Origin of the sequence: Pseudomonas migulae, assembly GCF_024169315.1 — a bacterium.
In the GTDB taxonomy this organism is placed as follows: Bacteria; Pseudomonadota; Gammaproteobacteria; order Pseudomonadales; family Pseudomonadaceae; genus Aquipseudomonas; species Aquipseudomonas migulae_B.
Genome location: NZ_JALJWR010000001.1, coordinates 1,367,893 through 1,393,057, shown reverse-complemented (window position 1 = coordinate 1,393,057; position 25,165 = coordinate 1,367,893). Strand labels below are relative to the sequence as shown.

Annotated in this window: 22 protein-coding genes and 1 pseudogene; 11 read left to right on the top strand and 12 right to left on the bottom strand. The window is 60.0% G+C overall.

Annotated elements, in window-relative coordinates:
• The first annotated feature begins 122 nt into the window (after positions 1–122).
• Positions 123–1,121, top strand: coding sequence for a bile acid:sodium symporter family protein (locus J2Y86_RS06275; RefSeq protein ID WP_253428881.1), 999 nt, complete (start codon positions 123–125; stop codon positions 1,119–1,121).
• 629 nt (positions 1,122–1,750) lie between these two features.
• Here the strand turns inward: J2Y86_RS06275 and J2Y86_RS30170 are convergent.
• The 4 genes from J2Y86_RS30170 to J2Y86_RS06260 are packed head-to-tail and all read right to left on the bottom strand — an operon-like array spanning position 1,751 to position 4,515.
• Positions 1,751–1,885, bottom strand: a complete 135-nt coding sequence (locus J2Y86_RS30170) for a hypothetical protein (RefSeq protein WP_301308662.1) — start codon at positions 1,883–1,885, stop codon at positions 1,751–1,753.
• Positions 1,886–1,913: 28 nt separating this feature from the next.
• On the bottom strand, positions 1,914–2,834 hold the full coding sequence (locus tag J2Y86_RS06270; RefSeq protein WP_253428879.1) for a ketopantoate reductase family protein: 921 nt from the start codon (positions 2,832–2,834) through the stop codon (positions 1,914–1,916).
• A 48-nt stretch (positions 2,835–2,882) separates the two neighbouring features.
• Positions 2,883–3,791 carry an alpha/beta fold hydrolase gene (locus J2Y86_RS06265; protein WP_253428877.1) on the bottom strand — a complete coding sequence of 303 codons (909 nt, stop codon included), beginning with the start codon at positions 3,789–3,791 and terminating at the stop codon, positions 2,883–2,885.
• A gap of 22 nt (positions 3,792–3,813) precedes the next feature.
• Positions 3,814–4,515 carry an SDR family oxidoreductase gene (locus tag J2Y86_RS06260; RefSeq protein WP_253428875.1) on the bottom strand — a complete coding sequence of 234 codons (702 nt, stop codon included), beginning with the start codon at positions 4,513–4,515 and terminating at the stop codon, positions 3,814–3,816.
• 195 nt (positions 4,516–4,710) lie between these two features.
• Here J2Y86_RS06260 and J2Y86_RS06255 point away from each other — a divergent pair, with 195 nt between their 5' ends.
• Entirely contained in the window at positions 4,711–5,313 is a 603-nt protein-coding gene (locus J2Y86_RS06255) for a TetR/AcrR family transcriptional regulator (protein ID WP_253428873.1), read from the top strand.
• Positions 5,314–5,391: 78 nt separating this feature from the next.
• Here J2Y86_RS06255 and J2Y86_RS06250 read toward each other — a convergent pair whose 3' ends face one another.
• Both J2Y86_RS06250 and J2Y86_RS06245 read right to left on the bottom strand, forming a co-directional pair.
• Positions 5,392–6,957, bottom strand: coding sequence for an aldehyde dehydrogenase (NADP(+)) (locus tag J2Y86_RS06250; RefSeq protein ID WP_253428870.1), 1,566 nt, complete (start codon positions 6,955–6,957; stop codon positions 5,392–5,394).
• 5 nt (positions 6,958–6,962) lie between these two features.
• A complete protein-coding gene (locus J2Y86_RS06245; RefSeq protein WP_253428869.1) occupies positions 6,963–7,592 on the bottom strand; it encodes an isochorismatase family cysteine hydrolase in 630 nt (209 codons plus the stop codon).
• Positions 7,593–7,692: 100 nt separating this feature from the next.
• Here J2Y86_RS06245 and J2Y86_RS06240 point away from each other — a divergent pair, with 100 nt between their 5' ends.
• On the top strand, positions 7,693–8,202 hold the full coding sequence (locus J2Y86_RS06240; RefSeq protein ID WP_253428867.1) for a winged helix-turn-helix transcriptional regulator: 510 nt from the start codon (positions 7,693–7,695) through the stop codon (positions 8,200–8,202).
• A gap of 65 nt (positions 8,203–8,267) precedes the next feature.
• Here J2Y86_RS06240 and J2Y86_RS06235 read toward each other — a convergent pair whose 3' ends face one another.
• The 5 genes from J2Y86_RS06235 to J2Y86_RS06215 form a co-directional block, all read right to left on the bottom strand.
• Complete coding sequence (locus J2Y86_RS06235) at positions 8,268–10,703, bottom strand: TonB-dependent siderophore receptor (RefSeq protein WP_253428865.1); 2,436 nt, start codon at positions 10,701–10,703, stop codon at positions 8,268–8,270.
• A gap of 102 nt (positions 10,704–10,805) precedes the next feature.
• The gene (locus J2Y86_RS06230) at positions 10,806–11,774 is read right to left on the bottom strand and encodes a FecR domain-containing protein (protein ID WP_253428863.1); all 969 of its coding nucleotides are present in this window, start codon (positions 11,772–11,774) and stop codon (positions 10,806–10,808) included.
• A complete protein-coding gene (locus tag J2Y86_RS06225; RefSeq protein ID WP_253428861.1) occupies positions 11,771–12,277 on the bottom strand; it encodes a sigma-70 family RNA polymerase sigma factor in 507 nt (168 codons plus the stop codon). The genes J2Y86_RS06230 and J2Y86_RS06225 overlap by 4 nt, the downstream gene beginning before the upstream one ends.
• 103 nt (positions 12,278–12,380) lie before the next feature.
• Positions 12,381–13,322: a Dyp-type peroxidase gene (locus tag J2Y86_RS06220; RefSeq protein ID WP_253428859.1), complete on the bottom strand. Its 942-nt coding sequence runs from the start codon at positions 13,320–13,322 to the stop codon at positions 12,381–12,383.
• Between the two features lie 206 nt (positions 13,323–13,528).
• Positions 13,529–13,960, bottom strand: a complete 432-nt coding sequence (locus tag J2Y86_RS06215; protein WP_253428857.1) for a nuclear transport factor 2 family protein — start codon at positions 13,958–13,960, stop codon at positions 13,529–13,531.
• 161 nt (positions 13,961–14,121) lie between these two features.
• On the opposite strand from J2Y86_RS06215, the gene J2Y86_RS06210 reads away from it, so the two are divergent.
• The 3 genes and pseudogenes from J2Y86_RS06210 to J2Y86_RS30345 all read left to right on the top strand — a co-directional run bounded on the left by J2Y86_RS06210 (position 14,122) and on the right by J2Y86_RS30345 (position 16,708).
• Positions 14,122–14,877, top strand: a complete 756-nt coding sequence (locus tag J2Y86_RS06210; RefSeq protein WP_437180651.1) for a DUF72 domain-containing protein — start codon at positions 14,122–14,124, stop codon at positions 14,875–14,877.
• A 217-nt stretch (positions 14,878–15,094) separates the two neighbouring features.
• Positions 15,095–15,850 (top strand): annotated as a pseudogene (locus J2Y86_RS30350) (MCP four helix bundle domain-containing protein); the annotation flags it as partial.
• A complete protein-coding gene (locus tag J2Y86_RS30345) occupies positions 15,845–16,708 on the top strand; it encodes a methyl-accepting chemotaxis protein (protein ID WP_437180680.1) in 864 nt (287 codons plus the stop codon). The pseudogene J2Y86_RS30350 and the gene J2Y86_RS30345, both read left to right, overlap by 6 nt.
• Positions 16,709–16,875: 167 nt before the next feature.
• Here J2Y86_RS30345 and ilvD read toward each other — a convergent pair whose 3' ends face one another.
• Positions 16,876–18,558: a dihydroxy-acid dehydratase gene (gene ilvD, locus J2Y86_RS06200; RefSeq protein WP_253428851.1), complete on the bottom strand. Its 1,683-nt coding sequence runs from the start codon at positions 18,556–18,558 to the stop codon at positions 16,876–16,878.
• 385 nt (positions 18,559–18,943) lie between these two features.
• Here ilvD and mqo point away from each other — a divergent pair, with 385 nt between their 5' ends.
• The 5 genes from mqo to dapF all read left to right on the top strand — a co-directional run bounded on the left by mqo (position 18,944) and on the right by dapF (position 25,009).
• Complete coding sequence (mqo, locus tag J2Y86_RS06195) at positions 18,944–20,590, top strand: malate dehydrogenase (quinone) (protein ID WP_253428850.1); 1,647 nt, start codon at positions 18,944–18,946, stop codon at positions 20,588–20,590.
• 248 nt (positions 20,591–20,838) lie between these two features.
• Entirely contained in the window at positions 20,839–21,984 is a 1,146-nt protein-coding gene (locus tag J2Y86_RS06190) for a GNAT family N-acetyltransferase (RefSeq protein WP_253440147.1), read from the top strand.
• A 38-nt stretch (positions 21,985–22,022) separates the two neighbouring features.
• Positions 22,023–23,141 (top strand): glycosyltransferase 61 family protein, encoded by a 1,119-nt coding sequence (locus tag J2Y86_RS06185; RefSeq protein WP_253428848.1) that lies wholly within the window; start codon positions 22,023–22,025, stop codon positions 23,139–23,141.
• A 106-nt stretch (positions 23,142–23,247) separates the two neighbouring features.
• A complete protein-coding gene (locus J2Y86_RS06180; protein ID WP_253428846.1) occupies positions 23,248–24,147 on the top strand; it encodes a hypothetical protein in 900 nt (299 codons plus the stop codon).
• A gap of 58 nt (positions 24,148–24,205) precedes the next feature.
• Entirely contained in the window at positions 24,206–25,009 is an 804-nt protein-coding gene (dapF, locus tag J2Y86_RS06175; protein WP_253428844.1) for a diaminopimelate epimerase, read from the top strand.
• The last annotated feature ends 156 nt before the right edge of the window (positions 25,010–25,165 follow it).

Below are 25,165 nucleotides of genomic sequence, written 5' to 3'. Positions count from 1 at the left end.
ACGAATGCACTCGCGTCAGGGTTATGTCTGTTAGGCGATATCTACTGGCTTATTAGCGTTAGTCGGCAATTGGCAGGCGCGTTAGAGTCGAGGCACGCTCTCGCCACCGCCGGATGACACCGATGACTCGCCCCCGTTTCTTGCCCGACAACTTCACCCTGACCCTGATCGGCGTGGTCGTTCTCGCCAGCCTGCTGCCCGCCAGCGGCCAGGTCGCGGTCGGGTTTGGCTGGCTGACCAACCTCGCCATCGCCCTGCTGTTTTTCCTGCATGGCGCCAAACTGTCCCGTGAATCGATCATCGCCGGTGCTGGCCACTGGCGCCTGCATTTGCTGGTGTTCAGCCTGACGTTCATCCTGTTTCCGTTGATCGGCCTGGCGCTCAAACCCTTGCTCTCGCCGCTGATCGGCGACGATCTGTACATGGGCATGCTCTACCTCTGCGCATTGCCCGCAACGGTGCAGTCGGCGATCGCTTTCACGTCCCTGGCACGGGGGAATATCCCGGCAGCGATTTGCAGCGCGGCGGCCTCCAGCCTGTTCGGGATTTTCCTCACGCCGTTGCTGGTGACGCTACTGCTGAATGTGCACGGCGAGGGCGGTTCGACGCTCGATGCGATTCTGAAGATCAGTGTGCAACTGTTGCTGCCGTTCATTGCCGGGCAGATCGCCCGCCGCTGGATCGGCGCCTGGGTGGCGCGCAACAAGAGCTGGCTGAAGTTCGTCGACCAGGGCTCGATCCTGTTGGTGGTCTACGGTGCGTTCAGCGAGGCGGTGATCGAAGGCATCTGGCACCAGATTCCGCTCTGGGAGCTGGCCGGGTTGGTGGTGGTCTGCTGCATCGTGCTGGGCCTGGTATTGCTGGCATCCACCGTGCTGGGCAAAGCCTTCGGCTTCAATCAGGAAGACCGCATCACGATCCTGTTCTGCGGTTCGAAGAAGAGCCTGGCCACCGGCGTGCCGATGGCCCAAGTGTTGTTCGCCGGCAGCACCATTGGCGTGTTGATCCTGCCGTTGATGCTGTTCCACCAGATTCAGCTGATGGTCTGCGCAGTGCTGGCGCAGCGTTATGCCAATCGCCGGGAAACGGTTCCTGAACTCATGGCGCAGGTCGATCCTTGAGGGTTGCGAGCTTACAGACGACCTCTGTTCTCACGGATGTACCCGAAACCCTGTGGGAGCTGGCTTGCCTGCGATGGCGGTTTTTCAGGCGACATAGGTTTTGATGGTGTACATATCCGTTGCTGCGGTAACGGCGGCTATTGGTTCCGCTTTTACAGCGGGTTACTTGGAAAAGCGCCAAGTAACCAAGCGCCTGCGCCCCTGACGTACGGTGGCTCGCTAAGGCTCGCCATTCCCTCACTCCGGTCCTGCTCCGTGGGCCCGCCGCCATCGGCCATCCATGGCCGGGGGCGGCTAACCCGGCATCCATGCCGGGTTGCCCACTGCGCAGAACCTGCGCTCGGCCTTCCGACGGGGCAGATCAACATCAAAAGCCAGATCAAAAGCCAAAGCCAAAGCGAGGCGGCCTGATAGCCGGTCTGAAGTTCGTCAGGAACATCGGCGGTGAACATCAATGTCACACCCCCCAACAACTCCCTGTGGGAGCTGGCTTGCCAGCGATGGACGCCCAGACACCGCGTTATTTCAGACAGCACACGTCATCGTTAACGACCATCGCTGGCAAGCCAGCTCCCACAAGGGACCGACCTGCACGCCGGGACAATGGGCAGGCCAACGCAACGCAGCGTTCAGCGCAAGGTACGGAAGGCTGCGCGCAGTTCCTTGGCGAACAACTCAGGCTGTTCCCACGCGGCGAAATGCATGCAGATGCATTTCAGGGCGTCACCTCCGATAAAGGAGCTGACGTAGACGAGGGCCGGCACGTGGTGTGACTTACCGATCTACTCGATATCACTTGTCCAGTTGAGCCTGGTAAACAAGCAGATTCGTATAGACCAAGGCCAATAGGGGCGCTTCCATACCCTTCGCGGTTGCCCTTTCCAGAAGGTCTCCAATGATCTGATCGGCTTCGATTCCCCGGCCAGCGATCAGATCCCTGTACATCGAAGAGGTTTGCGGGGAGCCTTCCAGTGTGAGAAGGCGATGAGCTTCCGTCAGGAACGGTGCACTTAATGCCCGGCCCACGACGTGGACAATGGACACCACCTCGTCGATAGCGCGCGTCGCGAATTCGCGACCTCCTTTGACTGAGGCGACATCGCCAATGCTGCCTCTCATCAGGCAATTTATGGTTCCCATTGCGGCAAGCAACGTCCATTTTTCCCACATGTCTCTCAAGATCGTCTTCGACGTTTTTGCGTCAAATCCCGCATCCCTCATGAACTCGTGTACGAGAGCGATTCGCTCTGACTCGCTGCCGTCCAGCTCGCCATAGGCGATATCGTTGAACGTGCCCGTTTGTACGATGCGGCCTTCCTCATCAAGACTTGTCGCTACCTTACAGGCGCAGCCCAACAGGCGGTCTGCGCCGTATTTCTCTGCGATCACGTCCATATGCCGCATGCCATTGAGCAACGGCAGGATTACGGTGTCAGGGCCAACGGCCGCGTCCATATCCCGCAGCGCTGAGTCGAGCGCATAGGCTTTCACCGCGACCAGAACGATGTCGAAGGGGCCCTGGATTTGCGTCGAAGTGATGAGCTGCGGCTGGATTTCGATGTCTCCCGCCGGACTTTTTATGCAGAGGCCATGCTGCTGAAGCTGGCTTAGGCGTTGCGATCGCACGAGGAAGGTTACATCCCGACCGGCCTTGGCGAGCTTGGCACCGAAAAATCCGCCGGTCGACCCGGCTCCCACGATCAAAATACGCATTGGTCGGCTCCCGGGTGCAGCATCAAAAAGTTGTGCATCAGTATGGCCTCAGTCCAGGAAGGCATTGGCTTGCGTCACGAAATCGTTGGCGTACTGAAACAACGCACCGTGCCCCGAGTTTGGATAGATCAGCAGCCTGGCGTTCGGAATGTGCTGTTGCAGCGTGTACGAGTTCTGGGTGGGCACCATGATGTCCTTGCTGCCGTTGACCACCAGGGTGGGCTGGCTGATCTTGCTCAGTTGCGAAAAAGTGCCGTCACCGGGAGCGTTCCACTTGCCCAGCGCCGCCCCTTGGGCCGCGATGACTTTCATCGAATTGAGCTTGTCGAGACCTTCCTTGCGTTGGTGGCGTCTTTCCCAGAATTCCCGGGCTGCCAGTTGGCTGGACGGCGCCGGATCGAAGAACAGGTAAGCGGTTTCTTCCAGCGTGGCGATGGATTCGCGCAGTGCGATCTCGGGAACCCGTGAATCATTTCCCGCGATCCCGCCGCGTGGCGATGTTCCCGCCAGGATCAGCCGGCGCACCAGCTGTGGATGGCGCAACGCAACTTCCTGCGCCACCATGCCGCCGATTGAAAAGCCAAGTACGTCGACCTGCTTCAAACCACGGGCGCGGGCAAACGCGGCGACGTGATCGGCCATGCCTTCGAACGAATCGGGTGTTTCGCCGCTACTGAGGCCCACGCCGGCATTGTCGAACAGGTAGACCGGTCGACCCTTTGCCAGGCCATCGGTCACTGCCGGGTCCCAGTAATCCAGATTGCCGCGAAAGTGCTGGAGCAAGATCACGGGAACACCGGTCTGCGCCCCGAATTGGCGATAGGCATAACGCACGCCGTCAGCTTCGACAAATTGATTGGGGGCGTTGTTGTGCGTGGCCGCCGGCGCCGCAAGGGCGCCGCTGACCGCGATGGCAAAGAATGCAGCCCCGAGGGCCAGCCGCTGGAAGAGTTTCACGGTGTGCTCCTTACGCAACGGATTATGGATTCAGGTAAGCCGCTTGCCCGGTGGACAGGCTGGCTTTGATGGCGCGTGTCCCTTCGTCTGCGAGCACTTCTTGCAGTCCTGCTTCCACCCCGTCCAGCGATTGGATCGCGACGTCGGATGGCTGGACTTTCGGTACGTCAAAACCGTGGGTCAGGTCGGTGTCGATGAAGCCGACATGCAGCCCTTGCACGCTGGTGCCCTGGCCATGGAGTTCGATTCGCAGCGAATTGGTGAAGCTCCACGCCGCTGCTTTCGATGCCGCATAGGCGGACAGGAACGGCGCGGCAATCCAGGTGGCATCCGACAGCACGTTGACGATCGCGCCACCGCCGTTGGCTTTCAGTACCGGTGCGAAGGCCAGGCTGACGTGCATGACGCCGTAGTAGTTGGTTTCGAAGATTTCGCGGGCGGCTTCCACCAGGCCAGGATCAAGCATGGAGGGCAGCACGCGGGCGATACCGGCATTGTTGACCAGCAGCGTTACGTCGCCAGCCTGGGCCACCGCTGCGGCGACCGATGCCGGATCGCTGACATCGAGGCGAATGGCGATGACGCCCGGAATGTCGACGCCTTCAGGATTGCGCACCCCTGCGTAGACCTTGCCGGCACCGCGCGCAACGAGTTCTTTTGCGAAGGCAAGGCCAAGACCACGATTGGCGCCGGTAACAAATGCTACGGAGTTCTTGATGTTCATGGTGGTGTGCTCTGGCAGGGGAGCGACTTGCGCTCGTTAAGATTGCGGTTGCAATCAATGTTTTTATAGTGGTAGTCGCAATCATTAAAGTCAAGCAAATACACAAACCATTTTTAACGCCCAGTTGGATGCTGAATTGTCGTTAATTGCGGTTGCAACGATAATGTGCCAGAGTGAGCGCGAAGGAGTCTCATCATGAAAATCTCGAAAGAAAAAGCACAAGCCAATCGCGCCATACTGGTGGAGACCGCAAGCCGCCTGTTTCAACAGAAAGGGATCGACGGGGTGGGCGTTGCCGAAATCAGCAAGTCGGCTGGTTTGACCCATGGCGCGCTGTACGCGCATTTCCCGTCCAAGGAAGCGCTGGCAGCCGAGGCGCTGGCCTGGAGCCTGGAGCAGGGGAATGCCAAGCTCTATACCGGCACCGTTGATGGCGAGCCGGATCTGGACCGTTTCCTGTCCGACTATCTGTCCGTCGACAGGCGCGACGACTACGCCGACCACTGCGCAATGGCCGCGTCCGCCAGTGAAATCGGGCGCCAGGATGTTGCGACCAGCGCAACGTTTACCGAGGGTTATATGGTGCTGGTGCGGGCGTTTGAGCGCAGGGTTGCCGCCAACAATCCCGGCGTCGACGCACTTGATACCGCCATGGGCATCGTTGCGGCAATGGTCGGCGCGCTCTCGGTTGCGCGCGCCACGGCGAAGGCCAGGCCAGAGGTGTCGGCCCAAGTGTTGCGGGGCGTGCGTCACATGATCGACAGCGCACTGGGCAAACCGGTCGAGCCGGGTGTTTAAAAAGCGCCCATCTGTGCAATCCGGGTCATTTGCCACTGAGCAGTGGCAAACGACCCGCTTGGGTTTGTCGGCAGGCGCCTATTGCCCATCCACGAGGCGAGGCAGCTTCAGCGGATTGAAATCACGCAGTGCCTCAGGCAGCAGCGCATCCGGAAAACCCTGGTAAGCCACCGGGCGCAGGAAGCGTTCGATCGACGTCATGCCCACCGAGGTGAAGCGGCTGTCCGAGGTGGCCGGGAACGGGCCGCCGTGAACGGTGGCATAGGTCACCTCTTGGGGATGGGCAAACGCGTTGACGACGATGCGCCCGGTGCGGCGTTCCAGCACCGGCAGCAGGCGCCGACCCAGTGGCAAGTCACTTTCTTCCAGGTGCAGGGCGGCGCTGAGCTGGCCTTCGAGCGAGCGAGCGATGGCGAGCAATTCAGCTTCATCCTCGGCGGTCACCAGCAGGGCGGATGGACCGAAGACTTCCTGCGAAAGTACCGCTTCGCTCAGGAAGCGTTGGCCGTCGACCTCCAGCAGCGCTGACTGGCCGTCAAAGTCTGCGCTGGCCGCCGAGCCTTCAGCGACGCGGCGCGCACCGGCGTTCTCCATCGCGGCCAGACCGTTCAGGTAGGACGCATGAATCCCCGGCGTCAGCATCGTGCGCGCCGAGGCGTCGGCCACGCGTTTCACCATGGCGTCGCGCAGTGCTTCAAGACCTGCGCCTTTGATCGCGATCAGCAGGGCGGGCCTGAGGCAGGCTTGCCCGACATTCACCAGCATGCGCTCGATAAAGCCATCGCCAATCGGCGTGCCACGTTCGGCCAGTGCGGCGGGCAGGATGAACGTGGGGTTGATGCTGGTCATCTCGGTGAACACCGGAATGGGATCGGGCCGTAACTGCGCACGGCGATACAGCGCCATGCCGCCCTGTTCCGAACCGGTAAACGTCACGGCCTTGATCAGCGGATGATCGACCAGGGCTTCACCGATCGTGTTGCCGATGCCGCGCAACATCGAGAAAACACCCTCGTGCAACCCGTGGTCCTGCACTGCTTTTTGGATAGCCCGCGCCTGGATTTCCGAAGCGCCCGGATGGGCGTTGTGCGCCTTCAGAATGACGGTCGCGCCAGCGGCCAGTGCCGACGCGGTGTCGCCACCGGCCACCGAATAGGCGATCGGAAAGTTGCTCGCGCCGAAAATCGCCACCGGGCCGATGGCCATTTTCTGCAGGCGATGGTCCATGCGTGGGCGAGGCTGGCGATCAGGCTGCGCCGGGTCGATGGCCAGTTGCAGGAAGCGGCCTTTGCGCACGACCTCCGCGAATTGGCGAAACTGCGTGGCAGCCCTGGTTGCCTCGCCTTCCAGTTGCGCTTGCGGCAAGCCTGTTTCAAGCGCGGCACGGGCCGCTAACGCTTCGCGGACGGCTTCGAGATTGTCGGCGATGCTCTCGAGAAACGCCGCGCGCACAGCGAGCGAGGTATGGCTGTAACTGTCGAACGCCTCGTCAGCGAGGGTGGCCGCCTGGTGCACTTGCGCCACGCCACCCAGCGCGAACTCCGGCTCGATCAACGTGTTGGTGGCGGGGTTGAGCGCTTTCATCGTCCCTTCAGTGGCCGGGACATCGTGGTCGCCGATGATCAGGTTTCCTGTCAGTTTCATCGGCGTTACTCCTGCTGTGCCAGGGTGGCGACGAGTTCGTCTGTGGTCACAATAGCGTGGGCGAAGGTGGGGCCATTCAGCTCGTGGGCAGCGTGCATCATCTCCGGGCGGAAAGCAGCGGTCGCATCACGCACCAGGGTGACGTGGTAACCCAGTTCCGAGGCATAGCGGGCAGTCGCTTCGATGCAGGTGTTGGCCAACAGGCCCACGATGATCACGTGGGTGATGCCTTTCTGCTTGAGGCGAAAATCGAGGTCGGTGTTGGCAAAACCGCTGGAGCCCCAATGTTCCTGAACGACGATGTCACCGTCCTTCGGCGCGAAATCCGGGTGCCATTCGCCACCCCATTCCCCGCGAGCGAAGTGGTGCATGTGCATGATCTTGTACTGGGTCGGCGTCGGATGGTCCCAGCCTTCGTAGTCGCCGTGTTCCCAGCGATGGTGCGGTACGATGACCACTGGAATGTCGAGGGCACGCACTGCGCGGTCGAGGGTACGAAGGTTGTCGAGCAGGCCGACTTGCTCGGCGATCGGCTTGATCAAGGGAAAGACCTTGCCGTTTTCCGACAGGAAATCGTTGTACGGATCGACCAGCAGGTAGGCGGTCCTGTTGAGCGGGTAAAGGGCGTTCGACATGACGATGTTCTCCACGAAAAGTGAGTGACCGGTGCCGGGGACTTGCCTGGGCATCTTGTTGATATGATAATCATAGTAACTGCGAAAGAGGCAAGTCCGTATGTCGATAAATACCACTGTTCCCGACACCCTGTGCCCGATTTCCCGGGCCGAGGCGATCGTGGGCGATCGCTGGACCGTGCTGGTCCTGCGTGAGCTGATCATGGGGAGTCATCGGTACGACGAGATCCAGGCGCAGACCGGCGGCACCCCGCAAATGGTCGCTGCACGCTTGAAGAGTCTGGAGGCTGACGGCCTGGTCGAACGCCGTCTCTACAACGAACGCCCGCCACGCTACGAATACCACCTGACTGAAAAAGGGCAGGCCTTTTACTCGGTGGTGCTGGCGCTGCGCGCCTGGGGGGAAACCTGGTGCAAGTCGCCGGAGGAAGGCCTGGCGGTGGTGTACACCCACAAAACCTGTGGCGAGCCCGCGGGGTTAGGCCCGCTTTGCGAACATTGCGGTGAGCTGTTGCGTCGGGATGAGCTGATCAGTGAGCAGAGCGAAGCCTACGCCGCAGAACGGCAAACGCGGCGTGAGGCTTTCAAGGGGAGTCGAAGTCAAGCGTAAGGATGGTGTAACCGCCCTCCCTGCGCTTGCAAACGGGGAGGGCGTTGATGAAACAATCGGCGGTATTAGAACTCCGGCGTGTATTTCACGCTGAACATCACGTTGCGCGGATCACCGTAGTTGTTGTTGCCATTGATCTGGTTGTAGGCCGCCGCGAAGTAGGTCTTGTCAAACAGGTTGTTGGCATTCATCGCCAGTTCGATTTTCGGCGTGAGCTGGTAGCCGACACGTGCGTTCCACACGGTGTAACCCGGGACGTTGACGGAGTGGTCGTAACCGATCGTGTGGGTTTGAGCAACGAAGCCCAGGCCCGTGCTGACACGGTTCCAGTCGCCGCTGAACTGGTAGTTGCCCCAGACGCGCAGCATGTGTTTCGGCGTCCACCAGCTGAAGACCTTGCCTTCGTTTTCCGGGTCCTTGATGTACTTGGTGGTGTTGTAGGTATAACCGGCAAACAGTTGCAGACCGTCCAGCACTTCGCCGCTGATTTCAGCGTCGAGACCCTGGCTGCGTACTTTGCCGGAGGCCTTCGAGCAGTACCAACCGTCGCAGATTTGCCCGCCGTCGGTATCGAGAGTGGCTCGGTTTTCCTGGTCGTAACGGAACAGGGCCAGGGACGTATTGACCCGACCGTCCATCAACTCGCCCTTGAGACCCACTTCGTAGTTAGTACCGATAATCGGTTTAACGACCGCGCCGCCGGTATCGCGTTCGGTTTGCGGTGTGAACACGTCGGTGTAGCTGGCATAGACCGCCCATTCGCGGCTCAGGTCATAGACGATACCGGCGTAGGGGGTCACTTCGCCGTTTTCATTGCTGGTGCTTTCAGGAAACTCGCTGAGGCTGGTCGCGTCCTGGCTCCACGATTTGTAGCTGTAGTCGTACCAGCTGACGCGCGAGCCGAGCACCAGGGTCATCGGATCGATCGGCTTGACCCGCCAGCTGCCGTACAGGCCTTTTTGGCGAATGTCATATTTGCTCGGTGTCCCGCGACCTCCGGGGCTATTGAGCAAACCGTCGTAACTGATTTCCGGACGATCGTGATCAATGTCGAAGATATTGTCGGTGCTGTTATTGAAGGTCCGGGCGAATTTGTCATCCGAGGTGTACTTGGAGTAGTTGCCGCCCACCATGATTTCCTGCTGCATGGACAAGGCTTCGAACTTACCGTTGAGGTTCATGTCCAGAGCGACTTTGGTTGAGTCCAGGTCAGTCACGAAGTCAGCGTATTGCACGCCGCTGCCATCGGCATTGATGCCACTGCCGCTGGATTGCACCCGCTGGTTCTTTGCCTTGTTGGTTTCGGTCATGCGCACAGCGCCGACCTTGAAGGCCCAATCGTCATTGAAACGGTGTTCCAGGTCGGTGTAGAGCGTGGTGACATCGATGTCCGAATGGTTCCACTTCGCCCCGGTGTAAGTCTTGCGCGGCAGGTCGACGGGTTTGCCGTCAGCGTAGCGCGGGAAGCCGCGGACATTCGAGCGCGATTCGCCGTCGGACTGGCTGACCGCAAAGCCCAGGGTCGTGGCCTCGCTCAGGTCGAAGTCCAGCGCGCCGTACAGTGAGGTGGTCTCATACCATTCCGAGTCGACGAACGAGTGGCTGTTGTCCTGGTCGGCCACCAGGCGTCCACGCACCGTACCGGCCTGGTTCAGCGGCCCGCCGGCGTCCAGTTGCAGACCGTAGTGATCCCAGGAGCCGGCCTTGCCGGTGAGGGTCACGGTCGGTGCGGCCTGGCCGCGTTTGCGCACTAGGTTGACCGCGCCGCCGGGGCTGCCGGTGCCTTGCAGCAAACCGGACGCGCCACGCAGCACTTCCATGCGATCGAAGAAGATCAGGTCCTGCGTGGCCCAGTTGCCCAGCGCGTAGGTGTTGCGCGGGATCGGCACGCCGTCGTATTGCCAGTCATCGATCTGGAAACCGCGGGAACTGAGGATCAAGCCTCTGCCGACGCCTTGAGCACCGACCAGGCCGGTGGTCTTGTTGGCCGCGTCCTTGAGGTCGACGATATCCTGATCGTCCATTTGCTTGCGGGTCATCACCGTGACCGACTGCGGAATTTCCTTGAGGGTGTGGGTGCCCTTGCCGATGGTCACCGCACGCGCGGCGTAGGAGCCTGAGCCTTCGGTGGTGGCGTCGGTGCTGCGTTCGACGATGCTGGTCACGCCCAGTTGCAACGCTGCGCCGTTGTCCGGGGCGGGCTCGACACTGAAGTTACCTTGGCCGGTCACTCGCAATTGCAGGCCGCTGCCCGCCAACGCCTTCTGCATCGCCTGTTCCGCGGGCATCTGGCCGACCACCGCCGGCGCTTGTTTGCCCCGCACCAGCGAAGGCTCCAATGAAACGATATGGCCGCTCTGGCTGGCGATGGCATTCAACGTGCTGGCGAGTGGGCCGGCCGGCAGGTTGAACGTCAGGTCTTGCGCCTGCGACAGGGCAGGGCTTACCAGGGTTGCCAGGGCGACAGCGGCGGAAAGGGCGTGGGGCCATGGGTTGAACACAGCGTTCTCCTGAAAATGTGGAAGTGTCAGGAGATAGGTGGGACGAGAAATGAAAACCGGACACGAATGAGAGCGATTTGCAAAAAAAACCTTCCAGCGGGACTATTTCGCACGAATCAGCGTTAGCCATGGGCTGTAGCGATCCACGCGAATCGGCAGGGTTTCCGCCAGTGCTGTGAACACCCGATCCGGATCGTTCAACGGGAATACGCCCTGGACACGCAAGCCGCGAACCTCGGGCGCCACGCGGACAAAACCCCGGCTGTAAGGACGTAGCGCGTCGACCACCTGCTCCAGTGGATCGTCCAGCACATTCAATCGGCCGCTGAGCCAATCGGCGCGATGACGCTGATCGCCCGCCACAGGTGCAATCTTCCCTGCATACAGCAAGGCCGATTGACCTTCCTGCAGGTCAAGCGTCGTGCCGTCGAACAGACGGGTTTCGACCGAATGTTGCAGCACCACGACGCGAGTCGCGTCGTGTTCCTGAGCCACCAGGAATCGCGTGCCCAGTGCACGTATTTCACCCTGGGCGGTGCGCACGCGCAGCGGACGCTTGGGGTCGGCTGCGACCTGAATCACCAGCTCGCCATGGCGCAGAATCACCAGCCTTTGCTGGTCATCGAAGCGCAGATCCACCGCGCTGTTGGCATTCAGGCTGAGGCGGCTGCCGTCGGTCAGCGTGAAGTCCTGGCGCTGGCCGCGGACGGTGTGCAGATCCGCCAGCAGCGAGTCACCCAGCGGGCTGCGAACACCCAGCCATGCGCCGCCACCCAGCAGGCCCAGACCCGCGATCACGCGCAACGCATCGCGGCGTGAACCGCGGGGTTGCAGCAGCAGTTGCCGCGCTTCGTCGGCCTGACCGGGCAGACGCCGATCCAGCGCACGAATCGTGTTGAAGGAAGCCCCGAGACGTTCCTGCAAATTCGCCCAGGCCCGGGCGTTTGCGGGATCTATCGCCAGCCATGCGTTGAACCGTTCTTGAAGTGCGGCATCGGGCTTGCCGGCACGAAGGCTTACCATCCAGTCGATGGCCTGCTCGCTGACCGGATCGAGGCGCGGCGCGCTCATGGCGCCAACTCGCTCAGGTAGCACTGACACAGTGCCTGTTTCATGTAACGGCTGACCGTACGCTCCGAAAGCCCCAGTTTTTGCGCAATCGCCACGTAGCTCAGACCGTCCAGCTGGCTGTAGAGGAACGTGGCCTTGACGACCATTGGCAAGCCGTCGAGCGCCCGGTCGATGGCAACCAGGGCTTCGATCAACTGCAATTGCTCTTCCGGGGAAGGGGCGAAGGATTCGGGCAGCGTGGAAAGGCGTTCGAGGTAGGCCAGTTCCAGCTTGCGCCGGCGATGACGGTCAAAGATCAGCCGTCGGGCAATGGTCGAGAGGTACGCGCGTGGCTGTTCGATGGTGTCCGGGTCTACCCGGGCCGTCAGCATCTGGCAAAACGTATCGGCGGCGGTGTCCTCAGCGTCCGCGTGATTGCGCAGGCGCCGCTGGATATGCTGCAGCAGCCAGCGATGATGGTCGCTGAAAAAGAAGCCCAGCTTGCTGGTTGGAGGAAGTTGCACCGGTTGGTTTTCCAGATGTTAGTGTGAATCGTTCTCAATACTACCTTTGAGATGATGGCCACTGCAATCTCTGACTTTGCCAAGGGCGCGGGCACTTCCTGGTTCAACGATCCGCCAGTTCTTCCAGCAGGTCTGCTGAAGGAACGAAGAACAGGCCTCCGGTGACCGCCGTGCTGAAATCGAGCAAACGGTCGTAGTTGCCCGCGGGTCTGCCGACAAACATGTTTTCGAGCATCAGCTCAAGGGGGGCGGGTGAGCGCGCATAGCCGATGAAATACGTGCCGAACTCACCGGCGCCCGGGCGACCGAAGGGCATGTTGTCGCGCAGGATTTTCACTTCCTGCCCGTCTTCGGTAATTGTCGTCAGGGCGCTGTGCGAGGAGGTCGGCTTGACTGCGTCATCGAGTTCGATGTCGGACAGTTTGGTGCGCCCGATAACCCGTTCCTGAGCCTCGACGGACAATGCGTTCCAGGCCGTCATGTTGTGCAGGTACTTTTGCACCAGCACATAACTGCCTGCGGCGAACGACGGATCTTCGTTGCCCACCAGCGTGAAGTCGACCGCCTTGCGACCGACCGGGTTTTCGGTGCCATCTACGAAACCGATGATGCTGCGCATATCGAAATAGCGAAAACCCTGGACTTCATCGACGACCGAAACCGCCTCTCCAAGCGATGACATCAACTGCGTCGCCAGTTCGAAGCAGAGGTCCATCTGGTCTGCACGGATGTGCAGCAAAATATCGCCCGGCGTTGCCACGGCGCGGCGACCCTCTACGCCAAACTCGCGAAAGGCATGCAGTGAGGCCGGACGCGGGTTGCCGAACAAGGTGTCCCACGCTGTGGACCCGAAACCGCAGACACACGACAAATTACCGGAGGGAACGCGTTTGCCAACCGATCGTGTCAGGGCCGCGACATCGGCGCACCAGGCCCGGACTTTTCCGGCAGCGTCACTGCCAGGCGCCAGGGTTGCCACGATAAAAATCGCGCTGCTGGTAATCGGGTTGCAGATGGCTTGAGGCTCAGGCGTTTGGTAATCCATTGGCGTCCACGTTGTCCGGGAGAGTTGCGACACTCTAGCGTTCTCGCCAGTGGAGTGAAACACACGCGTTCGGCCTGTCACCGGGCGCTTTTAATCTATCGTCTGTTCCAAAGGATTCAGGCTCCGTACGGAGGCAGCATGCTGTTCATGATTGATATAAAAGGGGACAGGGCTCCGCATACCCCATCCCCGTCATCACATCACCATCAGAACTTGAACGCCTGGCGTCCAACCAGCAGCCAGTGACCTTTCTGTTTCTGCCAGATCTGGAAGTTTTCGATTTCGGTTGGAATCACTTCCGTGCCTTTCAATGCCTGTGCAGAGAAATGGTTGCGAACCAAGGCAACGTCACCGGACAGGGTGATGGTCTGGTTTTGCATCTCCAGGGTCTTGAAGGCGCTTCGGCCGGTTTCGATGTCGGCGATGTATTCCTGTTTGTTCTGGATCTTCCCGCTGGAATGCCCGTAGGTCAGGTTCTCGGCGGTCAGAGCGTTCAGTTCGGGAATGTTCTTTTTCAACATCGCTTGGGTCAGGTGGTCGACGGCCTGCGCCACGTCTTTCTCAGCGGAGGACGGGGTGGCCGCGACGTAGCCACTGAACAGGCACAGAAAACCAATCAGCACTTTCATTTTTTTCATGGGTGTTTCCTTGTTGTTGTGGGTGATCGAGTGATGGATTTAAGTAGCATTCATCAGTCGTCGTACAACCTAGCATGCGCTGGGGAAAAAACGAACTTGCGGGCCGGGCTTTTCTCGAAGTTATGGAGATGTTCATCCGCGATGGCGCCGGGGGTGCTCTATTGAGCGAGCTGAATCAGATCTACATCGGTTGTGCTGGTTGGAACCTGCCTCGGGATTACTGGCCATCGTTTGCTGCCGATGGCACGCACTTGCAGCGGTATGCATCGCAACTGACGGCCGTTGAAATCAACAGCTCGTTCTACCGCCCGCATCGCCCGCAGACCTATTTGCGCTGGGCGCAGTCGGTCCCGAACGCCTTCCGTTTTTCGGTGAAGATGCCCAAGTTCATCACCCATATTCAGCGCCTGCAGGGCTGTGAGCTGTTGCTGGACGAATTTCTGGCCCAGTGCACCGCGCTGGGTGAGTCTTTGGGTTGCATACTGGTGCAGTTGCCGCCGTCGCTGGCTTACGAGGAGGGCATCGCTTCGGCGTTTTTCGCGGCGCTGCGCCAGCGTTATGCCGGGCCGGTTGTGCTTGAACCCCGGCATGCAAGCTGGCTGGACGCGGAGGCCTTGCTGATCGAACAGAAAGTCGGCCGGGTGGCCGCCGACCCATCGCCCATTACCGGTGGCGACAGACCGGGTGGCTGGTCGGGGATTCAATACTGGCGCTGGCACGGTTCGCCACGCATCTATCACAGTGATTACGACGAAAACCGACTGGAGCTGTTGGCGCAGCAGGTGCGAAATGCGGAGCAGGCGGGCGCCGTCAGCTGGTGCATCTTTGATAACACCGCCAGTGGCTTTGCGCTGGGCAATGCGCTGACCCTGCAAATGCTTATGAGTGGCAAGGCCCAAGCGGTATCCAACCTGTGACGCACTCGAATCATGCAGCTCAACGCACATCCCCGATACGAACGGAGACTGCTACTGGTTTACCTTCGCGGCAAAACGCCAAAAGCGCCGACGATGACCGCATGTCGCAAAAGCACCAGCGGATCGAAATAGCCTTCAATTCCCCCCTGCCGCAGTCGATAGCCTGTTCAGAAGCCATTCGCGAATGGCTGTAGCCAACTGACAGGGGACTCATAGAGTGTCGATAAAATTACGCTTGATCCTGCTGATTGGCACCGGTCTGCTCACGGCTTTGATCATGAGCCTGGTCAGTTACCTGGGAAACTCGCAAATGGCGACCGCGGTGAACGACAACGAGGTCAGCATGGCCGCGCTGCGCAATCACCTCGAGGCCGACATGATGCACGATGCGTTACGCGCCGATGTGCTGTCGGCGATGCTGGTCGGGCTGGGCAAAAGCACCAGCACCCCTGCCGACGTGCGCAGTTCCATTGAGGAACACGCGTCGCGCTTTCGTGAGGTGCTGGGTGAAAACCTCAAGCTGCCGGTCAACGACACCCTCAAGGCCGGCCTCAACCAGATCAAACCCAGCCTCGATACGTACATCAGCGCCGCCGAGCGCATTGTCGGGCAGGCCCTGAACAATCCGGAGGCCGCGCAAAAAGAACTGGGCACGTTCAACACCGCATTCAGCCAACTGGAAGACCAGATGGCCGCCCTCAGCGAGCTGATCGAGAGCAACACTCAACAGACCAGCGCGGGCACTCAGCAGGCCATCAGCGACGCCAATCTCACGCTGGGCATCGTGCTTGCCGCCAGCCTGTTGCTGCTGCTTGTCCAGGGACGTTGGGTGATTCTGAGCATCATGGGGCCGTTGCAGACTGCCAGCCGAATTGCCGAGAGCATCGCTCACGGCAACTTGAGCGAGGCGATTGCCGAGCCGACCCGTCAGGATGAAGCCAGCGCGCTGATCCGCAGCCTCGCGACCATGCAGCGTGATTTGCGTGGCATGATCGAAGTCGTGCGCAGCAACGCCCATGGCGTCAGTGGCATGAGCGAGCAGTTGAGCATTGGTTGCCACGAAGTCGCCGACAGCAGCCAGCAGCAGAGCGCCGCCGCCAGCACCATGGCCGCCGCCGCGAGCGAAATGACCGCGAGCATCGAGGACATCACCCGCCACGCCGAACGTGCGCTGAACATGGCCAACCAGGCCGAGGCATTGGCCAAGGATGGCGGCCGGGTGATCCATCAGGTGGTCAACGACATGGACGGGATTGCCCGTTCGGCGCAGCAGTCGGCTCAGGTCATCCGCACGCTGGACAAGGAATCCGAGGGCATTTTCAGCATCATTCAGGTGATCAAGGGCATCGCCGATCAAACCAACCTGCTGGCGCTGAACGCTGCCATCGAGGCCGCGCGTGCCGGTGAGCAGGGCCGCGGCTTTGCCGTGGTGGCCGACGAAGTCCGCAGCCTGGCGGGACGCACCAGCGCCTCCACCCAGGAAATCGCCACCATGGTCGCGCGCATCCAGCAAAGTACCCGCGAGGCAGTCACCAGCATGGAGGCGGGCGTGGCCCAGGTCGATAAAGGCATGGCAGTGACCGCCGACGTCGAACGCGCCATCCGTGAAATCCTCGAGGCCACGTTGAACACCACGCAACTGGTGAACGACATCTCCCGCACGATCGGCGAGCAGAGCCTGGCCAGCAATGAAATCGCGCATCAGGTGGAGGTGATTGCGGGCATGTCGGAAGGCAACAGCAAGGTCATTGGCCAGACGGCTTCGACCACGGATGATTTGTCGGCGTTGGCGGGGAAGCTGTCGCAGTCGGTGGATCGGTTTCGGCTTTGAGGCGGGTGTTGAGTCATTTGATTTTTTAGTGGCTGCGAAGGCCTCTTCGCGAGCAAGCCCGCTCCCACATTTGATCTGCATCGAACACTAAATGTGTGTACGCCGCTGATCTCATGTGGGAGCGGGCTTGCTCGCGAATGCGTCAGAACAGGCAACGCAAAAAACCGTCAAAGGTACTTATCCGTCACAGCCCCCTCCGAAGCACTCGACACCGTCTTCGCATACTTCGCCAACACCCCGCGTTTGTACTTCGATTCCGGCCGCACCCAGCGGGTCTTGCGCTCGGCCAGCTCAGCATCGGAAACGTCCACGGTGATCTGCCGGCTTTCGGCATCAATGGTGATTCTGTCGCCGTTTTCGATCAACGCAATCGGCCCGCCATCAAAAGCCTCCGGCGTGATGTGCCCCACCACGAAACCGTGCGAACCCCCGGAGAAACGGCCGTCGGTGATCAGCGCAACGTCCTTGCCCAAGCCTTTGCCCATGACCGCCGACGTCGGCGAGAGCATTTCGCGCATGCCCGGGCCGCCCTTGGGGCCCTCGTAGCGAATCACGATCACGTCACCGGCTTTCACCTCACCGTTCAGAATGCCGGCCAGCGCACCTTCCTCGCCGTGATAGACCCGCGCCGTCCCTTCAAAACGCAGGCCTTCCTTGCCCGTGATCTTGGCCACCGCGCCAGTGGGCGAGAGGTTGCCGCGCAGCACGACCAGGTGGGAATCCTTCTTGACCGGCCGGTCGAAGGGCAGGATCACGTCCTGGCCTTCGGGGTAATCCGCCACGTTTTCGAGGTTTTCCGCTAGGGTCTTGCCGGTCACGGTCATGGCATCGCCATGCAACATGCCCGCCGCGAGCATGCGCTTCATCAGCGGTTGAATGCCACCGATGGCGACCAGTTCGCTCATCATGTATTGACCGCTGGGACGCAGGTCGGCCACCACCGGCGACACCTTGCCCAGCTCGACAAAATCATCCAGCGTCAGCTCGACATCCACGGCGTGCGCCATGGCCAGCAGATGCAGCACCGCATTGGTCGAGCCGGCGAGGGCGATCACCACGCGAATCGCATTTTCGAAGGCTTTGCGGGTCATGATGTCCCGCGGTTTGAGGTCCAGCTTCAGCAGCTCCATGACCTGCTGGCCGGCGCGGAAACTGTCCGAGGCCTTGTCGCTGCCGACGGCGTCCTGAGAGCTGGAACCGGGCAGGCTCATGCCCAGCGCTTCAATGGCCGAAGCCATGGTGTTGGCGGTGTACATCCCGCCGCAGGAACCGGGGCCGGGAATCGCCACTTCCTCGATCTGCTTGACCTGGATTTCGTTGATGTCACCGCGCGCATTCTGGCCCACGGCTTCGAACACGGAAATGATGTCGGTGTGGCCGGCACCCGGGCGGATCGTACCGCCATATACGAAGATGGAAGGGCGGTTCAGCCGTGCCATGCCGATCAGGCAGCCCGGCATGTTCTTGTCGCAACCGCCCACCGTCACCAGGCCATCAAAGCCTTCGCACCCGGCGACGACCTCGATTGAATCGGCAATCACCTCCCGCGACACCAGCGAATACTTCATGCCCTCGGTGCCGTTGGCGATGCCGTCGGAAATGGTGATGGTGTTGAAAATCACGCCCTTGGCCCCGGCGGCATTCGCGCCTTTTTCAGCCTCTATCGCCAGCTTGTCGATGTGCATGTTGCACGGTGTCACCATCGCCCAGGTCGAGGCGATGCCGATCTGCGGCTTCTTGAAGTCCTCGTCCGTGAAACCCACGGCGCGCAACATCGAGCGGCCGGGCGCGCGCTCCACGCCGTCGACCACTTGAGAGGAATATTTGCGCAAGTTGTCTTTGTCGCTCATGACTGCTCCCCACCGACTCACCGAGAAAATCACGATGAGTATAGTGGCCTCGGCGTCTATGCTCGGACTATCAGGTCGGGAACAGACGCGCGGGTTTGCGATGTCGTGATATTCTTTGCCACAACTTGGTTTGACCTATTCAGTTTGCGCGTCCTCGAGACGCGCCAGCAGAATCACTGTCGCTCAAGTAGCTGAAGCTAATAAAGATAAAAAGTCAGTTCAGAAGGGACATATAAACTGAGGTCGATGGAACACGTCGGCCTTGTGTGCCCACCCTCTCAGTCTTCATGTGCGAGTACCCACGACATCCTGCCTGAATGCCGTGAAACAAGGGCTTGTGAGTGAAGATGGAAGGGCGGATGGCGTTTTATCAAAGGTGCTACAGATGTTTAAGAAAATGAACACAGCCCTGCTGGGGCTGGCTTTGTCGATGGGGATCACGTCCGTTCACGCGGAAGAGGCAAAGAAAGTCGATGTATTGCTCATCGGCGGCGGCATCATGAGCGCGACCCTCGGTGTCTGGCTCAATGAGCTGGAACCTGGCACTTCGATGGAAATGATCGAGCGCCTCGACGGCGTCGCCCTGGAAAGCTCCAATGGCTGGAACAACGCCGGTACCGGTCACTCCGCCCTGGCCGAGTTGAACTACACCCCGGAAGACGATAAAGGCAACGTATCGATCCCGAAAGCCGTTGAAATCAACGAAGCGTTCCAGATTTCCCGTCAGTTCTGGGCCTGGCAGGTTCAGCAAGGCGTGCTGAAAAACCCGCGTTCGTTCATCAACTCCACGCCGCACATGAGCTTTGTGTGGGGCGATGACAACATCAAGTTCCTGAAGAAGCGCTACGAAGCCCTGCAAGCGAGCCCGCTGTTTGCCGGCATGCAGTATTCGGAAGACCCGGCTGTGATCAAGAAGTGGGTTCCGCTGATGATGGAAGGGCGTGACCCGAACCAGAAAATCGCCGCCACCTGGAGCCCGATCGGTACCGACGTGAACTTTGGCGAAATCACCCGCCAATTCGTTGCGCACCTGCAAACCACCCCGAAATTCGACTTGAAACTGTCTAGCGAAGTGCAAGACATCACCAAGAACGAAGACGGCACCTGGCGCGTCAGCTACAAAAACCTGAAAGACGGCAGCAAATCCGAAACTGACGCCAAGTTCGTGTTCATCGGCGCGGGCGGCGGTGCCCTGCACCTGCTGCAGAAGTCCGGTATTCCTGAAGCCAAGGAATACGCAGGCTTCCCGGTAGGCGGCTCGTTCCTCGTGACCGAGAACCCGACCATCGCCGAGCAACACCTGGCCAAGGCGTACGGCAAGGCCTCCGTTGGCGCTCCGCCAATGTCGGTTCCGCACCTGGACACCCGTGTCCTGGACGGCAAACGCGTCATCCTGTTTGGCCCATTCGCGACCTTCAGCACCAAGTTCCTCAAGGAAGGTTCGTACCTGGACCTGCTGACCACGACCACCACGCACAACGTGTGGCCAATGACCAAGGTCGGCATCAAGGAATACCCGCTGGTCGAGTACCTCGCCGGCCAACTGATGCTGTCGGATGAAGACCGCCTCAACGCCCTGAAAGAATACTTCCCGAACGCCAAGGCTGAAGACTGGCGCCTGTGGCAAGCCGGCCAGCGCGTGCAAATCATCAAGCGTGATGAAGCGGCCGGTGGCGTGCTGAAACTGGGTACTGAAATCGTGGCTTCCGCTGACGGCTCCATCGCCGGTCTGCTGGGTGCCTCGCCGGGTGCCTCGACCGCTGCGCCGATCATGCTGACCGTGCTGCAGAAAGTGTTCAAGGACAAGGTGGCTTCGCCTGCCTGGCAGGAAAAGCTGCACCAGATCGTGCCGAGCTATGGCACTCAGCTGAACGGTAGCCCTGAAAAAGTGGCTGAAGAGTGGGCCTACACCGCCAAGGTGTTGCAGCTGACTCCACCGCCGGCGATCGGTCAGGTAGCGGCTCCGACGGCTGCTCCGGCCGAGGCGCCAAAGGCACCGAAAGCCAACGCAGCGAGCGACATGGCTCTGTAATCAGGGCGTAATCTGAAAGCCCACTGAACCGGTGACGGTCAGTGGGCTTTTTTGTGAACGGAGGTTTCAATCGGAAAGACCGGCATGCCGCTTGCAAACCCCCTGCCTTGATCTTTACTAGTACTGAATCTGCAAGCGTTGCTTCATTAAATATGTCTTCAATATCAAGGTTTAAGCACGCCTCTTGAAGTTCAGCCATGATCTTTTTCTGCTCTGCACAGCAGAAAACCCACAAGGATGACGAAGCAATGAAAGAGAACGTGGCGGCCGTTATCCGAAAACTCATATCGCCTTCAATGCGGTATGAGATTCGAAACGCTGCAAACTGGTGGCAAGACATCCTCGCACGGGCGTGTTTCTGGCGCTGGGAGGTTGCCAGGTTCAGGCTGCAGAAGGACAGCCCGTACGAGATTCTTTATATCGGAAGGAAACAGCAGCGGGAGATGGCCAAGCTGCTCATCGGCGGGAAGAATATCGCTGTGACGGAGGGCGAGCCGACACCCGCCGAGTCGAATCATGTGGTGGTGGTCAGTGAGGTGCGGACCCCGGGGGCTTTGTCTGTCCCCTTGTACCTGAGTGCTGTCGTACCGCTGGGGCGATCCCTCGAGGACATCACCGCGAAATACGATGGTGAGTTGCGTCGAAACATCCGCAAGAACCGACCGCTCTATAACATGCGACCGGCGCTGCTGGATGAAGAAATTGCACAGGCCGACAGGGAAATGCTGCGGCCTTATGCTGAAGCAAGGCAGGGCATTCACACCGCGCAATTTCCCACCGAGGAAGTGTTCAGGATCGCCAGGACGGTCGGGCGGCTTGACCTTATCGAGAGAGAGGGCGAGGTGATTGGCTGTCACCTTGGCTGCGTGGTAACGCGTGGTGGAAAACGCTACTGGAGCACGCTGCGTTTCGGCTACACCGAGGCGGTTTTTTCAGATGCCAAGCGGCTGGGCGAAGTCAACGCGATTACCACCTTCATGGCGCTTGAATCGGCGATCAATGAAGGCTTCGATTATTACGACATCGGTCTTTGCGTGGCACGGCCGGATGACGGACTGCTGAAATGGAAAAGAAGGCGCGGCGGTGACATCGATTCCCTGGGAAACCACGCTTACATGTTTCTGCATCTGCCCAAGACCGGTGTCGCCAGGTTCCTGTGGGACACGCCGCTTTTCGCTGCCGAAGGCAAGGAATTGACCCTTCACCTTGGCTTGCCTGACGGGCCCAGCGATGAGGAAGCCGCCAGCCGCTATCATGAAATGGTGTTCGGCGGGCTGCACAAGATTTATCTCTACTGCGCCCAGAACTCGGGCGAACAGTTCCTCGAGACCTTGCGCAGTCGCTACGCAAACTTGCAGACCCCACCCGTTATGGAAAGGATTCCATCCAGCTGAGTATTTCAGGACACATTGTCCCGAAGGGAGGACTTTTCATGGAAAGCGATGTCTCGGAAATCAGCACTTCGATCGCTGGCAATCGAAGGAAGTGGACCCTTGCCGCCTACAAGCACATGGCAAGAAAAAGACTCGCACACACGGCAGAGATCAACTTGAAAAGCCTGGCGGTGAAGCGCTGGGACGTTGCGCCGGGCGGGGTGTCGCATTCGCCACCGGCGTTCTTCCTGCCCAATCAGATGGAACGGGTGACAGGATGGGAGGCCAAGCGCTTTTATCCTTTCGAGCATCCCGCGCGCACCATGGAAGGGCTGGGTGACGTGGTGCAAGGCCCGACACGGGGTTACTTGCTCGAAAATGTCTGGCTGATCGATGGCGCACTCTACAAGGACAAGGCAAGTTTCTGGCTGTCGCTCAAGCCCGGCAAGTTTCCGCGCATCGTCGTGGAAAACGAGATCGAACGCGGGGCCGTTTTCTGCACGCAAAATGGCAATACCTGGTTTGGAACGCGGTTGATGGAAGACTTCCCGACCTATCCATTGGCCTGCGACGAAGGCGTCCCGGTGACCACCGCGCCCTCCGCCCGGTTTCCCCTGTCTGCGCAGACCCTCGCGTACGAAGACTGGCTGGGCATGAAGCCGGTTCGCTTGAACGGCGCGTTTTTTCATGAGCTTGTGTTGTTCGACGATTTCAGCAACAACCAAAGCAGGCACCAGCGTTACCGGGCCATGGGTGAAAAGTTGCTGTCCCACGTGAGCGATGAGGATCACCCAGGCGTGTTCATTCTTCGCGGCAGCGCCGGCGACTTGCGCCTGTTGCGCAACGAACTCGAGATCGCCGAACACCTGCGCAAGACCCGTGGGTTTCGCGTACTCGATCCTTTGCAAACCGACGTCCCGACTATCGTGGCAACCTGTGCCGGCGCGCGGACCGTGATCGGGGTCGAAGGCAGTCAACTCGTCCATGGCGTCAATGTACTGCAGCAGGGCGGTTCGTTGCTGACGCTGCAGCCACCGAACCGCTTCGTCAGTTATTTCAAATACCTGACGGATCGCGACCAGCAGAATTTCGGCTTTGTGGTCGGAACGCCTGAGGGCGATGGCTTCAGAATCGACATCGAAGAGGTGGAGCGCACACTGGATCTGTTTCCTTCATGACGGCTGCCAAAGCTCGCTGATCCGCAATTTTTTACCCGATCTGCCACTTTCGTAACGATGGGCGCGGATCTACAGTCGAGGACGCCTCTTCAGGGAACCTCTGGTCATGTACAGCCCGCTTGCCCTCCCGGGCACTGCTCGCCACTTCCACGACCGCGTCTACGCCGGCGACATCCTGCTTGCCGCGGACTTACCGCCCATGACAGCGCTGGTCGAATTCACCCGTGCATTTCTCGAAGACGCCCTGCATCCGTGGCTGCCACAACACATCCATCGCCACCTGAGCCACGAACAGCAGACGGTCCTGTTCGCCAAATGCCAGAACGAATTCGCCCGCTCGGCCGAGATCCAGCGTCTATGGCACGCCGTCATCGAACAGCTCGGGTTGACCCCGGAGTCTCTGGCGTGTGATCGATTGCACCTGCGTTTCCAGCCCCATCGAGAACCCGAGCCGTTCACCCCACGCGCCCGCACCACGGCCACCATCGCCTTCCACCGCGATACCTGGGGCTCGAACCTGTATGCGCAGACCAACTGGTGGGCGCCGGTTTATCCGGTCACGGCCGGGCGGACGTTCGCGCTGTACCCCGGCCTGTGGCAGCGGCCGCTGCTCAACTCAAGTATCACTTTCGATATGCGCGCCATTCTGCAGCGCTCCCATCAGGACGGGCGCAATGCGGTGGACGCCGACGAGGCCATCCCGCACCTGCTGGAGGTAGTCGATCCGGAGGAGGGGATTGCCGTCGAGATCGAGCCGGGCAGCCTCATTGCCTTTTCCGGCGCCCATGCCCATGCCGGCGTCGGCAACAGCACCGGCCTGACGCGGATCTCGTTCGAGACACGCTCGGTGCTGATCGCCGACGTGATGGCCGGCATGGGCGCTCCCAATATCGACGGTTATGCGCCGTGGCAAACGCCCGGGTTGTTTCGCCGGATGAGCGATGGGAAGCGCCTGAGCGAAATTCTTGGCTGTGGGATGATCGAGCGCTATTCGCGGCCAGCTTGAAAAAGCGCTGCGAATGGGGCTAGATCCGTCCCACATGCCTCGTCGCCAGGATCTGTTTATGCCGCTGAGTTTTCACAAGATGCACGCCAATGGCGATGACTTCGTTATTGTCGACGCACGAAACTCCGCCAACCCAGTGACCAGTGCCATTGCTCGGCGAATGGGTGATCGCAACCACGGCATCGGATTCAATCAGCTCGCGGTACTGCTCGATTGCAAAGACGCCGCCGCGCGCCTGGAGTTCTGGAACGCCGATGGCTACCCGCTGGATGCGTGCGGCAGCGCAACCCGCGGTGCCGCGGACAGGCTGATGCGCGAGTCTAGTTCGACTTCGATAATGCTCCGCACCAACCGAGGTTTGCTGAGCTGCGAACGGACCGCCATCGGCGCCATTTCGGTCAACATGGGCGCGCCGCTTTTCAGCTGGTCGGATGTTCCTTTGGCTCAGGAAATGGACACGGCTGTTTTGCCCCTGGAGGGCAGCCCGGCCGCGTGCAGCATGGGCAATCCGCACTGCACCTATTTTGTGGAAGACCTGACGGCGATTGATATCGCGACAGTTGGGCCGGCCATTGAAACCGGTCCGTTGTTTCCCCGGAAGACGAATGTGCATTTCGTGCAGATCATTGATCGGAAGCACATTCGGTTGCGTATCTGGGAGCGTGGGGGTGGGATTCCGCTTGGTTCGGGTTCGTGCTGTTGTGGGGCGGTTGTGAACGGGATTCGTCGGGGTTTGTTCGATGAATCCGTGGAGGTTGAATGTGATGGCGGGACCGTAACCGTTCAATGGGATGGGGTGGGAGCGGTGTTTCTTACTGGGCCGGTGGAAGCGATTTTTTCGGGAACGCTTACGGATGTCTAGCAGGACTAATACCTGCTCGTGATCAACAGAGGAGTCAATAAATCTCACCTGGTCGCGGCAATGGCAGGTGTGTTGTTTTAGTTAGCTATGTATCTGGCGGTTCCCTCCTATCCAATAGGGGCGTTAACGAGCAAGCGTTGAATCATGAGGGACAGT

What these genes read in the sequence shown, in the direction of transcription:
- mqo (WP_253428850.1), top strand. Translation starts at nt 18,944, where the DNA reads ATGTTTAAGAAAATGAACACAGCCCTGCTGGGGCTGGCTTTGTCGATG.
- dapF (WP_253428844.1), top strand. Translation starts at nt 24,206, where the DNA reads ATGCCGCTGAGTTTTCACAAGATGCACGCCAATGGCGATGACTTCGTT.
- J2Y86_RS06180 (WP_253428846.1), top strand. Translation starts at nt 23,248, where the DNA reads ATGTACAGCCCGCTTGCCCTCCCGGGCACTGCTCGCCACTTCCACGAC.
- J2Y86_RS06230 (WP_253428863.1), bottom strand. Translation starts at nt 11,774, where the DNA reads ATGAGCGCGCCGCGCCTCGATCCGGTCAGCGAGCAGGCCATCGACTGG.
- J2Y86_RS06185 (WP_253428848.1), top strand. Translation starts at nt 22,023, where the DNA reads ATGGAAAGCGATGTCTCGGAAATCAGCACTTCGATCGCTGGCAATCGA.
- J2Y86_RS30345 (WP_437180680.1), top strand. Translation starts at nt 15,845, where the DNA reads ATGCAGCGTGATTTGCGTGGCATGATCGAAGTCGTGCGCAGCAACGCC.
- J2Y86_RS06270 (WP_253428879.1), bottom strand. Translation starts at nt 2,834, where the DNA reads ATGCGTATTTTGATCGTGGGAGCCGGGTCGACCGGCGGATTTTTCGGT.
- J2Y86_RS06255 (WP_253428873.1), top strand. Translation starts at nt 4,711, where the DNA reads ATGAAAATCTCGAAAGAAAAAGCACAAGCCAATCGCGCCATACTGGTG.
- J2Y86_RS06260 (WP_253428875.1), bottom strand. Translation starts at nt 4,515, where the DNA reads ATGAACATCAAGAACTCCGTAGCATTTGTTACCGGCGCCAATCGTGGT.
- J2Y86_RS06220 (WP_253428859.1), bottom strand. Translation starts at nt 13,322, where the DNA reads ATGGATTACCAAACGCCTGAGCCTCAAGCCATCTGCAACCCGATTACC.
- J2Y86_RS06240 (WP_253428867.1), top strand. Translation starts at nt 7,693, where the DNA reads ATGTCGATAAATACCACTGTTCCCGACACCCTGTGCCCGATTTCCCGG.
- J2Y86_RS06250 (WP_253428870.1), bottom strand. Translation starts at nt 6,957, where the DNA reads ATGAAACTGACAGGAAACCTGATCATCGGCGACCACGATGTCCCGGCC.
- J2Y86_RS06275 (WP_253428881.1), top strand. Translation starts at nt 123, where the DNA reads ATGACTCGCCCCCGTTTCTTGCCCGACAACTTCACCCTGACCCTGATC.
- J2Y86_RS06190 (WP_253440147.1), top strand. Translation starts at nt 20,839, where the DNA reads ATGAAAGAGAACGTGGCGGCCGTTATCCGAAAACTCATATCGCCTTCA.
- ilvD (WP_253428851.1), bottom strand. Translation starts at nt 18,558, where the DNA reads ATGAGCGACAAAGACAACTTGCGCAAATATTCCTCTCAAGTGGTCGAC.
- J2Y86_RS06245 (WP_253428869.1), bottom strand. Translation starts at nt 7,592, where the DNA reads ATGTCGAACGCCCTTTACCCGCTCAACAGGACCGCCTACCTGCTGGTC.
- J2Y86_RS06215 (WP_253428857.1), bottom strand. Translation starts at nt 13,960, where the DNA reads ATGAAAAAAATGAAAGTGCTGATTGGTTTTCTGTGCCTGTTCAGTGGC.